13 protein-coding genes are annotated in these 12171 nt (G+C 54.6%); 6 read left to right on the forward strand and 7 right to left on the reverse strand.

The genetic code is table 11. From position 1 onward, the window contains the following. Positions 1 to 8 precede the first annotated feature (8 nt). From AC6I8W_RS17710 to AC6I8W_RS17720, 3 genes are all read left to right on the forward strand, one after another. Entirely contained in the window at positions 9 to 1100 is a 1092-nt protein-coding gene (locus tag AC6I8W_RS17710) for a PTS fructose transporter subunit IIC (RefSeq protein WP_497836068.1), read from the forward strand. Positions 1101 to 1109: 9 nt separating this feature from the next. Further along, positions 1110 to 1961 carry a class II fructose-bisphosphate aldolase gene (locus AC6I8W_RS17715; RefSeq protein ID WP_497836069.1) on the forward strand — a complete coding sequence of 284 codons (852 nt, stop codon included), beginning with the start codon at positions 1110 to 1112 and terminating at the stop codon, positions 1959 to 1961. A 135-nt stretch (positions 1962 to 2096) separates the two neighbouring features. After that, entirely contained in the window at positions 2097 to 2960 is an 864-nt protein-coding gene (locus AC6I8W_RS17720) for a ketose-bisphosphate aldolase (RefSeq protein WP_497836070.1), read from the forward strand. Positions 2961 to 3038: 78 nt separating this feature from the next. On the opposite strand, the gene AC6I8W_RS17725 is transcribed toward AC6I8W_RS17720, so the two are convergent. Next, positions 3039 to 3806, reverse strand: coding sequence for a transporter substrate-binding domain-containing protein (locus tag AC6I8W_RS17725; RefSeq protein WP_480365852.1), 768 nt, complete (start codon positions 3804 to 3806; stop codon positions 3039 to 3041). A gap of 153 nt (positions 3807 to 3959) precedes the next feature. Here AC6I8W_RS17725 and AC6I8W_RS17730 point away from each other — a divergent pair, with 153 nt between their 5' ends. Further along, positions 3960 to 4541 carry an NAD(P)H-dependent oxidoreductase gene (locus AC6I8W_RS17730; RefSeq protein WP_497836071.1) on the forward strand — a complete coding sequence of 194 codons (582 nt, stop codon included), beginning with the start codon at positions 3960 to 3962 and terminating at the stop codon, positions 4539 to 4541. Between the two features lie 30 nt (positions 4542 to 4571). Further along, complete coding sequence (locus AC6I8W_RS17735; protein ID WP_497836072.1) at positions 4572 to 4883, forward strand: putative quinol monooxygenase; 312 nt, start codon at positions 4572 to 4574, stop codon at positions 4881 to 4883. A gap of 60 nt (positions 4884 to 4943) precedes the next feature. On the opposite strand, the gene AC6I8W_RS17740 is transcribed toward AC6I8W_RS17735, so the two are convergent. From AC6I8W_RS17740 to nudF, 6 genes are read right to left on the reverse strand one after another with little or no spacing between them, the layout of a single operon-like run. Continuing rightward, positions 4944 to 5843, reverse strand: a complete 900-nt coding sequence (locus AC6I8W_RS17740; protein WP_497836073.1) for a LysR substrate-binding domain-containing protein — start codon at positions 5841 to 5843, stop codon at positions 4944 to 4946. Positions 5844 to 5898: 55 nt separating this feature from the next. Next, positions 5899 to 7794, reverse strand: a complete 1896-nt coding sequence (gene parE / locus AC6I8W_RS17745) for a DNA topoisomerase IV subunit B (protein WP_497836074.1) — start codon at positions 7792 to 7794, stop codon at positions 5899 to 5901. A 47-nt stretch (positions 7795 to 7841) separates the two neighbouring features. After that, entirely contained in the window at positions 7842 to 8423 is a 582-nt protein-coding gene (gene yqiA / locus AC6I8W_RS17750; RefSeq protein ID WP_497836075.1) for an esterase YqiA, read from the reverse strand. A 3-nt stretch (positions 8424 to 8426) separates the two neighbouring features. Then, on the reverse strand, positions 8427 to 9254 hold the full coding sequence (gene cpdA / locus AC6I8W_RS17755; protein ID WP_497836076.1) for a 3',5'-cyclic-AMP phosphodiesterase: 828 nt from the start codon (positions 9252 to 9254) through the stop codon (positions 8427 to 8429). Positions 9255 to 9297: 43 nt separating this feature from the next. Next, a complete protein-coding gene (locus tag AC6I8W_RS17760; RefSeq protein ID WP_013510528.1) occupies positions 9298 to 9723 on the reverse strand; it encodes a DUF1249 family protein in 426 nt (141 codons plus the stop codon). Beyond that, the gene (nudF, locus tag AC6I8W_RS17765; RefSeq protein WP_497836077.1) at positions 9720 to 10355 is read right to left on the reverse strand and encodes an ADP-ribose diphosphatase; all 636 of its coding nucleotides are present in this window, start codon (positions 10353 to 10355) and stop codon (positions 9720 to 9722) included. The genes AC6I8W_RS17760 and nudF overlap by 4 nt, the downstream gene beginning before the upstream one ends. Positions 10356 to 10568: 213 nt before the next feature. On the opposite strand from nudF, the gene tolC reads away from it, so the two are divergent. After that, complete coding sequence (tolC, locus tag AC6I8W_RS17770) at positions 10569 to 12041, forward strand: outer membrane channel protein TolC (RefSeq protein WP_497836078.1); 1473 nt, start codon at positions 10569 to 10571, stop codon at positions 12039 to 12041. The last annotated feature ends 130 nt before the right edge of the window (positions 12042 to 12171 follow it).

A 12171-nucleotide genomic window follows, 5' to 3' on the forward strand; every position in this document is an offset into this window, starting at 1 on the left:
GATCCATCATGAATGACAACAAACGTCAGTACGGCCAGGAGATCAAAGGCCATCTGCTCACCGGTATCTCCTGGATGATCCCGCTGATCGTCGCCGCCGGGATCTGTATCGCCCTCGGCCAGGTGATTGGTGGGCCGGACGTCGGTAAACAAACCGGCACCATCGCCTGGATGTTGAACCAGATCGGCGGCTGGGGAATGGGGCTGATTGTGCCGCTAATCAGCGCGGCGATCGCTTATTCGATTGCCGATCGCCCCGGCTTTGCCCCGGGTTTGATCGTCGGTTTTATCTGCGGCCAGATCGGCACCGGTTTTATTGGCGGGATTCTCGGTGGTTTCCTCGTCGGTTACACCGTGCTACTGCTGCGCCGTATCATAAAACTGCCACAATCGATGCAGGGCCTGATGCCGATTATGGTGCTGCCACTGCTCAGTACCATCATCGCCGGTCTGCTGATGATGACCTTTATCGGCCAGCCGATTGTCTGGTTGCAAAAGGCGCTGATTCATCTGCTGGAGTCAATGCAAGGTGGTTCGAAGTTTGCTATGGGCGCGATTCTCGGCGCGATGGCAACCTTCGACTTTGGCGGCCCGATCAATAAAACCATGTCGCTGTTTGCCGACGGCATGCTGGTGGATGGCATCTACGGGCCAGAGGCGGTGAAATTTGTCGGCTCAATTATCCCACCATTCGGCATCACCCTCTCCTTCCTGTTGACGCGACATAAGTACACCAAAGCAGAGAAAGAAGCGCTAAAAGCCGCCTTCCCGATGGGTATCTGCATGATTACCGAAGGGGTGATCCCGATTGCGGCCCGTGACCTGCTCCGCGTGGTTGCCAGCTGTGTGGTGGCCTCGGCGATTGCAGGTGGGCTGATTATGGTGTGGGGCGTGGAAGCACCGGTGCCGCACGGCGGGATGTTTGTGGTGCCGCTGTTTACCAAACCCTGGCTGTTCTGTCTGGCGCTCGGCATTGGCACCGTGGTGTGCGGCGTGATGCTGTCGCTGATGAAGAAGACCGTGACCCAGGCGGATGAAGAGTTCGACGATGTGGAAGCCCCCGGCGTCCGCGATGAAGAGATCAAATTCACACTGGAATAAGGAGCCACCATGTTTGCCATGATGAATGACCTGATTCAGGTTGCAGCGCAGCAGCACTACGCGGTGCTGGCGATTAACTGCTTCAACCTGGAGACCACGCGAGCGGCGATTCAGGCCGCCGAGCAGCAGCGCGCGCCATTGATCCTCAATGTTTATCAGGGACATAGCACGCATTTGCCACCACCGATTGCCGTGCCGCTGGTACGAGCGCTGGCAGAAAGCGCCACGGTGCCGATTGCATTGGCGCTCGACCATGGTAAAGCCTTCCCGTTGATTGGCCAGGCGTTTCGCGCCGGGTTTACTGGCCTGATGATCGATGCCTCGTCTGAGCCGCTGGCGGAGAACATTCGTCAAACTGCGCAGGTGGTGAAGATGGCGCATACCGCCGGGGTGTGCGTTGAGGGCGAGCTGGGCCATATCGCCGATGCCCCGACCTATGAGCTGGCGGATGCCGCGGTGAAGATGACCCAGGTGGCCGATGTGCTGCCGTTCGTCGAGCAGACGCAAATTGATCTGCTGGCAGTATCGGTGGGCACAGCACACGGGTTATACCCGGCTGGCGTCAAACCGAAGATCGACTTCCAACGTTTGCAGGAGCTGCATGCCGTGTCGCCCTTACCGCTGGCACTGCACGGAGGATCAGGCACTCCGGCCGAGGATCTGCGGCGCGTCAGCCAGTTTGGCGTCGCCAAGATCAACGTCGGTGCTGCGGTCTTTGATGCCGGTAAAAACGCGTTGCAGCAGGCACTCAAGCAACATCCCCACGCCGAGCTGGCGGATTTGCTCGGGTTGATGGAATCCGCCTGCCGCGAAGTAGTGGTCGAGTATCTGAGCTGGTCGGGGTCGGCCGGTAAGGTTTAATTTCCGGGCACAGCATCGTAGCGGCGCGATTTATCGCGCAGGTTTACGGAAGGCAGATTTCTTCCCAATTTTATTCATCATCGGGCCGGCGTTGCCGTCGACCCTGACTAAACATCACCTTAAGGAAAACATAACATGTTGATTTCTATGAAAGAGATGTTGACACCTACCCGTGAAAACCGTTTTGCCATCGGCGCATTTAACGTTGCGGATAGCTGCTTTATTCGCGCGGTGGTGGAGGAAGCTGAGGCGACACAAACCCCGGCGATCATCTCCATCCATCCCAGCGAACTGGAATTCGTAACCGATGCATTCTTTGGCTATGTGCGTGAACGCACGTTGAAAAGCACCGTCCCCTTTACCCTGCACCTTGACCACGGAGCTTCCATCGCTCAGGTGCTGCGTGCCATCCAGTGCGGCTTTACCTCGGTCATGATCGACGGCTCACTGCTGCCGTATGAAGAGAACGTGGCGCTGACCAAAGAGGTGGTGAAGCTGGCGCATGCGGTAGGCGTGTCGGTCGAGGGTGAACTGGGCACCATTGGCGATACCGGCACCACCGTAGAAGGTGGCGTCAGCAAGGTGATCTACACTGAACCAGCACAGGCCGAGGATTTTGTTCAGCGTACCGGTGTCGATACTCTGGCGGTAGCCATTGGCACCGCACACGGCATCTATCCCAAAGATATGAAGCCAGAATTGCAGATGCATATTCTGCGAGACATTTCGCAGCGTCTGAGCATTCCACTGGTGCTGCATGGCGGCTCCGCTAACCCGGATGCAGAGATTGCCGAGGCGGTGACGCTGGGCGTAGGTAAAATCAATATCTCCAGTGACATGAAGTTCGCCTACTTCCAGAAAGTTCGCGAGATTCTGGCGCGTGAAACCTGGTGGGATCCGAATGTGATCTATCCGGATGCAATTGCCGCAGCAAAAGAGGTGATTCGCTACAAAATGAACCTGTTTGGTGGATTGGGTAAAGCCAGTTTGTATCGTTGATATTGTGTCCGTAGCGGCGAGATTTATCGCGCGGTTTTTGCAAAAACGCGCAATGAATTGCGCCGCTACGACCGGTTTTTATTTAATTACACCCAACCACTGCTCCGCGATCCGCGCATAATCGCCGGTGGCGGTACTGAGATGCAGCCACTGATCAACGTACTGCTTCCAGCTCATATCATCACGCGGGATCATGTACGCCTTCTCACCATACTGCATCGGTTGCTGTGGATTGAGCGCACACAACTGCGGGTAATGTTTCTGCTGGAACATCGCTTCCGACGCATCGGTAATCATCACATCCGCTTTGTTATCCACCAGTTGCTGAAAAATGGTGACGTTATCGTGGAACAGCGTCAGCGAGGCGTTGGGCAGATGACTGTGTACAAAGGCTTCGTTGGTGCCGCCTGCTGGCTCAATCACCCGCACCTGCGGCTGGTTAATTTGTTCAATGGTTTGGTACTTCGCCTTGTCGGTACAACGTACCAGCGGGATCTTGCCGTCCACCCCCAGCGGTTGGGCAAACCAGGCAATTTGCTGACGCTTCAGGGTTACTGACACGCCCCCCAGCGCGATATCGCAATGCTGCGCCACAAAGTCGTCGCTCAGCGTTTTCCAGGTGGTCGGCACCCACTGCACTTTGGCACCGAGACTCTCGGCCAGCGATTGCGCCATGCTGATATCCAACCCTTCATACTTTCCGTCACTGCGCAGATAGCTGTAAGGCTTGTAATCCCCGGTGGTGCAGACTTTTAGTGTTTTGCTTTCACGTACCTGATCGAGATGAGATTGCGCCTGCACGACGCCGCTGACCAGAAGTAACGCACTGAATAACATGGTTTTCATTTTTCTTCTCTGTTTAGTGTTTGCACGTCAATTGTTCCACACGCTGATGCATTATTGCGTTAAAAGCAAAAGTCTTGTGATCTGACACGCATTTTTCTGTCTGGTTCTCGCGCGTAGAGTGAGCGTTAATTTCTCACAAGGAGCGCATGCAGCATGAGCAAAATTTTGATTATCGATGGTGGTAAAACCTTCGCCCATTCTAAAGGGGAGCTAAACCATACGCTAACCGAGGTGGCAGCGAGCCTGCTGCGTGATTTGGGCCATGAAGTCGATATTACGCTGGCGGATAGCGACTATACAGTGGCCGATGAAGTACAAAAATATCTCGCCAGCGATGTGGTGATTTATCAGATGCCAGGCTGGTGGATGGGTGAACCCTGGACCGTGAAAAAATATATTGATGACGTATTTACTGAAGGTCATGGCGCACTCTATGCCAGCGACGGTCGTAGCCGCTCAGACGACAGTAAAAAATACGGCTCCGGCGGCCTGATCCAGGGTAAAAAATATATGCTATCGCTGACCTGGAATGCGCCACTGGAAGCCTTTAACGATCCTGAGCAGTTCTTCGAAGGGGTTGGCGTTGATGGTGTGTATCTGCATTTCCATAAAGCCAATCAGTTCCTTGGCATGACCGGGCTGCCGACCTTTATTTGTAATGACGTGATTAAACAACCGGACGTGCCGCGCGACATCGAACGTTATCGGACTCATCTCAGCCAAATCTTTGCTTAACTATAAGTACCACAGGAAAAAGGACATCTCATGCTGACTGTCGTTGCAGAAATTTGTATCAAACCAGGGCGTCGTGCGGCGGTACTGGAGGCGATTAATCGTCTGATCCCTACCGTGTTGCAGGAAGAAGGTTGCCATCAATATGACGCGCTGGTGGATCATCAGGCGCAGGTGCCGTGGAAACACAATTCCCCCGACTCAATCTTTATGCTGGAGCAGTGGGATTCGCTGCGCCATCTGGAGCAACATCAGCAGATGCCGCATATGGATGCACACCGCGCGACTATCAAAGATGACGTAGTGGATGTGAAGATTCTGGTGCTGGAAGCTGCAGATAAATAACCACGTAGCGGCGCGGTTTATCGCGCAATTTCGTTAAAACCCGAGCGATAATTCGCGCCGCTACAGCAAGCCTTTTTCTTCGATTTGTTCGCGCAAAAAATCCAGAAAGCAGCTAATCCGTGAAGCCAGCGACTGGTTGCGGTAATACACGGCGTGAATCGGCAGCCGCAGCTCACGCGTCTCCGCTTCCAGTACCTGCACCAGCCTGCCGCTGACGCGGTCGCCGCGACTGACAAAATCGGATAACCGCACGATGCCCTGACCGGCCAGCGCCAGCTGACGCAGGGTTTCACCACTCGAAGCCGACAGCGTTGGTTTGACGCGCAGAAACTCCCCTTCCTGCTGCCAAACCGGCCAGACGTTGTGCGCCTCCAGTTGGCTGAATCCCAGCAGTTGATGATCGTGCAAACTGGCCACCGTCTCCGGCACACCATGTTTTGCCAGATAAGCCGGACTGGCCAGCAGGCGGATGGCGCTGCTACCCAGTACCCTGGCGCGTAGTGAAGAATCGCGTAATTCGCCGACGCGAATGGCGATATCGGTTTGCTGCTCCAGCAGGTCAATCACGATATCGTCGGTATTCAGTTCCAGCTGAATTTGCGGAAAGCGCTGACGAAATGCGTCCACCAGCGGCACGATCACATGCAGCATAAAGGGGGCGGCGGCATTGACCCGTAAGCGCCCGGCGGGGACATCACGCCGTTGGGCGATTTGTTCTTCCGCCATTTCCACCGACGCCAGGATTTGTCGCGCATGTTCAAGGAAGATTTGTCCCTCTTCCGTCAGCGCCAGACGGCGCGTGGTGCGATGCAGCAGCGTGGTTTCGAGCTTGCTCTCCAGACGACTCAGTGCCCGACTGATGCCGGAACTGGTCTGCTCCAGTTGCTCGGCGGCGCTGGTTATCGAACCGGTATCCACCACCGTGACCCAGGCACGTAACTCTTCCAGCGTGATCTTCACTCTTTGCTTCCTTCAGCGGTGCCGATAAAAAAGGGCGCCGTAGCGCCCTGATTTCTTAAACTTCGATGTCGGCTAAATCGCCTTTTTCCTGTAGCCAGTTACGGCGATCTTCGGATCGTTTCTTCGCCAGTAACATGTCCATCACGCGCAGCGTCTGCTCGACATCATCATCGCTGACGGTAAGCTGTACCAGGCGACGGGTGTTGGGATCGAGCGTGGTTTCGCGCAGTTGTAGTGGGTTCATCTCACCCAGCCCTTTAAAGCGCTGCACGTTCGGCTTGCCTTTCTTACGCTTCAACTGCTCCAGCACGCCTTCTTTCTCGTCTTCATCCAGCGCGTAATACACTTCTTTGCCGAGATCGATACGGTACAGCGGCGGCATCGCCACATAGACGTGGCCATTCTGCACCAGGGTGCGGAAATGCTTCACAAACAGCGCACACAATAGGGTCGCGATGTGCAGACCATCGGAGTCGGCATCGGCGAGGATGCAGATTTTGCCGTAACGCAGTTGGCTGAGATCGTCGCTGTCCGGATCGATACCGATCGCCACCGAGATATCATGTACTTCCTGCGAGGCCAATACCTCATCTGAGGAGACTTCCCAGGTATTCAGGATCTTACCTTTCAGCGGCATGATCGCCTGATATTCACGATCGCGCGCTTGCTTGGCCGATCCACCTGCGGAATCACCTTCGACAAGGAACAGTTCGGTTTTATTCAGATCCTGTGCGGTACAGTCTGCCAGCTTACCCGGCAGTGCCGGACCGCTGGTGAGTTTTTTACGCACCACTTTTTTCGCCGCACGCATACGACGCTGGGCGCTGGAGATCGCCAGCTCCGCCAGCTGTTCTGCGGCCTGAACGTTCTGATTCAGCCACAGGCTGAAGGCATCTTTCACCACTGCCGAGACAAAGGCCGCACACTGGCGCGAAGACAAACGTTCTTTGGTCTGCCCGGCGAATTGCGGATCCTGCATTTTCACCGACAACACATAGGCGCAACGATCCCAGATATCTTCCGCTGACAGTTTCACGCCGCGCGGCAGGATGTTGCGGAACTCACAGAATTCACGCATCGCATCCAACAGCCCCTGACGCAGACCGTTAACATGCGTACCACCCTGCATGGTTGGGATCAGGTTGACGTAGCTTTCTGTCAGCAGTTCACCGCCTTCCGGCAGCCACAGCAGCGCCCAGTCAACCGCTTCCACCTCACCGGCGAAGCTACCGACAAAGGGTTTTTCCGGCAGCGTCGGCAGACCATTCACCGCTTCACACAGATAATCGGTCAGACCATCCTGATAGCACCAGCTCTGTTCAGTGTTGTTCACCTGATCTTTAAACACGATCTCGACGCCCGGGCAAAGTACTGCTTTGGCTTTCAGCAGGTGACTCAGACGGGAAACGGAAAAGCGCGGGCTGTCGAAGAAACTTTCATCCGGCCAGAAGTGCACGCTGGTCCCGGTGTTGCGCTTCGCAACCGTGCCGGTAACGTGTAAATCCTGCACTTTCTCGCCGTTTTCAAACGCGATGTCATAGATTTCGCCATTGCGGCGCACCGTGACTTCCACACGTTTTGACAGGGCATTAACCACCGAGATCCCCACGCCGTGTAGGCCACCGGAGAACTGGTAGTTTTTATTGGAGAATTTGCCACCCGCATGCAGACGGCAAAGGATCAGCTCAACCGCCGGCACCCCTTCTTCCGGGTGGATATCAACCGGCATGCCACGGCCGTCATCAATGACTTCCAGTGACTGGTCAGCATGCAGAATCACTTCAACCCGTTTGGCGTGACCGGCCAGCGCTTCATCGACGCTGTTATCGATCACTTCCTGGCCGAGATGGTTCGGGCGCGTGGTATCGGTGTACATGCCAGGACGACGACGTACAGGTTCAAGGCCGGTAAGGACCTCAATGGCATCGGCATTATAACTTGATTGGCTCATCGTAACTGTCTGATTAGCAATATGAATATTGGCACACTACGCAATGATTAAGGGTGATTTAACCCAAGAAAATCAACAATCTGCGTAAAATGGCGTTCGAATCCGATAAAGGTATGATTGCCGCCCTCTTCGACCGTCTGACGACATGCGCTGTAATAATCCAGCGCCTGACGGTAGTCGAGCACTTCATCGCCGGTCTGTTGCAGCAGCCAGATTAGATCGGGCGCTTCCAGGGGGTCAATCTGCATCACTTTCAGATCGTAAATGTGGCGTGACTCTAACACATATTGCTGACCGGTGTAGGGATTCCGGTTCTCACCAAGATAATCAGCCAGCAGCTCAAAGGGCCGAACCGCGGGATTGACCACCACCGCTGGCAGCATAAAACATTGTGACAGCCAGGTCGCCAGATAGCCTCCGAGCGAGGACCCGACTAAACCCAATGTCTCCCCCGAATGCTGTAGTACCAGGTCTTCGAGCATCAGGGCGGCATCCGCCGGGAATGGCGGCAGTTGCGGCACAATCACCTCAACCGCCGGATGATTTTGTTGCATCCATTGCTGCAACTGCGTGGCTTTTGCCGAGAGCGGTGAACTGTTGAATCCGTGCAGATAAATCAGTGCCGCCATCGTTTAGTAGCCCTCAGAGTCAAGATCAGGCCGGAATGCGTCACTTTGCAGACGGTTCACCTCTGTGTGCAACGAGCCATCCGACTTGAGCGTAAACCAGCGCCAACCGGGCGCCACGGTATCAATGGTGAAGTTGGTGCAGTGCGGTTTGAACTGCACACAGGTGGATGGCGTCGCCAGCACGCGACGGCCATGCCAGTCGAGATCCAGTTCCTGATGAATGTGACCACACACCAGATTACGTGCGCGCGGAAAGTTTTGCAGCACCGCTTCCAATTGATGCGGATTGCGCAGGCTGTGTTGATCCAACCAGGTACAACCAGAGGCCAGCGGATGGTGATGCAGCAGCACCAGCGTATGGCGATCCGGGAATTTCGCCAGCGTTTTTTCCAACCATTCGAGCTGATATTCGCTCAGCATGCCGTGAGGAACGCCAAACACCTGGCTATCCAGCAATACCAGTTGCCAATGCTCTCCCAGCAACACATGCTTGTCTGCCGCAATCCCGGCATCAGCCAGCGTGTTGACCATGGCAGGCTGGAAGTCGTGATTCCCCGGCAACCAGACACAGGGTTTCGGCAGACGCGCAATGCCGGACACAAAATGCTGGTAAGCTTCGACTGAATGGTCCTGAGCAAGATCGCCTGTAGCGATAATCAGGTCATACTCTCGCTGCTGTGCCTCAATGGCGTCCAGCACCGCATCAAAACTCGACCAGGTGTTCACCCCAAGCAGCGATTGGTGTTTTCCCGCGAAAAGATGGGTATCGGTGATTTGTAAAATCCTGATATCGGCCCCACTTGCCGCAGAAAGAGTTAGCAGGCTATCCAAAGCGTTTCCTTAATCTCCACGCCATTGCGCGCATTATACGCTATCAGCAGACGGGTAGTGCCACAGCACCGTGCGCCAGACAATAGCGTAACCAATCCGCAAGGAACTGGTTTATCTGATGTTTTTCATCGCGCTGATGCAATTTTTTATTAGGATAATCATAGCGCGCTTTAAAACGATAGATCTGCTGAGTGGAACACACTTCAGCGACCATCGCATCATGGTAGAGCCGCACCGACATCGACGGCAGGCTCCAGTAACTCACCGCTGGCGCGACCTGGCGGATCTCCACCAGCGTAGTGTAACGGGTTGATTCCTCAATGGTCAGCTGATAACTGGCGCCATTCACCTGATAGGTCACCGAAGCACCTGCCTCATCGCTTTTTGGCAGCAGGCGACGTAACTGAGCGAAATTGGTTTCGCACAGGCGCATCATTTCGGGAAAGTCAGGGGTGTAGCGCTGTCTCATTTTGGCTTCCACTCTTCTCTTAGTTTTTCATGGTGCAACGCCAGCCATTGCAGAGCGATGACAGACGCGGCGTTATCGATAATCCCCTCTTCCACCCAGCGATAAGCCTGTTCGCGACTGACCACATGGACAAGAATATCCTCATTCTCTTCCTCCAGCCCGTGATTTCCCTCTGCCTGGCTGGCATCCACTTCGCCCACCAGAATCGACAGGCGTTCTGAGGTGCCGCCTGGACTGGCAAGGTAACTCACTATCGGTTTAGTGCGCCCAACCTTGAGGCCCGCCTCTTCGACGGCTTCGCGACGCGCCACCTGCTCCGTGGTTTCACCCGGTTCGATGATGCCGGCTACCATCTCCAGCAGCCAGGGCGTTGAACTGGAGTCAAGCGCCGGGATGCGGATCTGTTCGATCAGCACCACTTCATCACGCAGGGGATCATAGGGTAGCAGTACGGCAGCATGGCCGCGCTCAAAAACTTCGCGCTGCACTTCACCACTCATTTCGCCATTAAACAGACGATGACGGAAACGGTAACGCACGATGGAAAAAAAACCGTCGTAAAGTGTTTCGCGTGCAATAATTTCTACATCGTTTTTTGTGAAAGTCACAGGGGATTTTTTTTCATCTGCCATCTTCTGGCTCCTTATGCAGATTGGGATGGAGCGAAGAAAAGCCAACCCTTGTGCTCCGTCCGAGTGGTTCTTTCTGAATTATTTACGTAAATTAGGGGAAGAAGGCACGTTCAGCCAACTTATCTGTCGCGCCGTCTCTGCTAGAATCGGCGATTATTTTTTGGCTTACCTGCAGCGCTACCAGTGCAATTTGCTGCAACAAAAGGAATGCAAATGAAAAAACTGCTCCCACTTTTTATTGGACTGAGCCTGGGCGGTTTCAGCCTTGCCAGCCAGGCAGAGAACCTGCTGCAGGTTTATCAGCAGGCGCGTTTAAGTAACCCGACCCTGCGTGCCTCTGCCGCCGACCGCGATGCCGCATTTGAGAAAATAAATGAAGCGCGCAGCCCGTTACTGCCGCAATTAGGCTTGGGTGCAGATTATACCTATAACAACGGTTTCCGCGACAGCAGCGGCCTTCATTCCAACACGACCAGCGGCTCACTGCAATTAACACAAACGATTTTCGATATGTCGAAATGGCGTGCTTTGACGTTGCAGGAAAAAACCGCCGGTATTCAGGATGTCACCTATCAGATCGCCCAACAGGATCTGATTCTGAACACCGCTACCGCGTACTTCAACGTGTTAAACGCCATTGATACTCTTTCTTACACCGAAGCGCAGAAACAGTCGATTTATCGTGAACTGGATCAGACAACGCAACGCTTTAACGTCGGCCTGGTTGCCATCACCGATGTGCAGAATGCCCGCGCGCAGTACGACAGCGTACTGGCCAGCGAAGTGACCGCACGTAACAACCTTGATAACTCAGTCGAAGCGCTGCGCCAGATCACCGGCATGGACTATCTGTCGCTGGCGGAACTGAATATTGATCGTTTCAAAACCACACGTCCTGATGAGGTCAGCGCGCTCCTAAAAGAAGCAGAAAGCCGTAACCTCAGCCTGTTGTCAGCCCGTCTGAGCCAGGATCTGGCGCGTGAGCAAATCCGCTCTGCTGAAACCGGCCATATGCCGACGCTGGATCTGACCGCCTCTACCGGTTTGTCGAACAGTAAGTATGGCGGTAGCCGTGCCAACCAAAGCTCCAGCACCTCTGACTCCATCACCGGCTCTAACCAGGTGGGTCTGAGCTTCTCGCTGCCGCTGTACAGCGGTGGTTCGGTGACATCACAGGTGAAACAGGCGCAGTACAGTTTTGTTAGCGCCAGCGAACAGCTGGAAAGCGCTCATCGCAGCGCTATTCAGACCGTGCGTTCCTCCTTCAACAATGTGAACGCCTCGATCAGCAGCATTGATGCCTACAAACAGGCTGTCGTGTCTTCGCAAAGTTCATTGGATGCGATGGAAGCCGGTTATCAGGTGGGTACACGTACCATCGTTGATGTATTGGATGCCACCACTACGCTGTATAACGCCAAGCAGCAGTTAGCGGATGCGCGTTATAACTACATGATTAACCAGCTCAATATCAAATATGCACTGGGTACACTGAACGAGCAGGATCTGCAATCGCTCAACAGCCAACTGGGGAAAGAGACCTCCACCTCGCCGGAAACGGTAGCGCCGGAAAACACGCAGCAGTCTGCACGCGTGGATAATGGCCCTAAAACCACTTCCGCGTCTGCCGCCGCCAAAGCGCGTCCGGCAGCGGCACGTAGCACCAGCAATCCTTTCAGTAACTAAGTTGATTAGGGGCTGCTTGCAGCCCCTTTCTCATTCAAACGTATAGCTACGTAAAGATCCACTTCCTGCCCGGCCTGTCGCTTCAATTTCCACCACTCATCCCCTATCCTAGGCGTCACCTTTGGGCACA

The sequence above is a fragment of the Pantoea sp. X-Soil-TKNS-1211 genome (assembly GCF_059730495.1).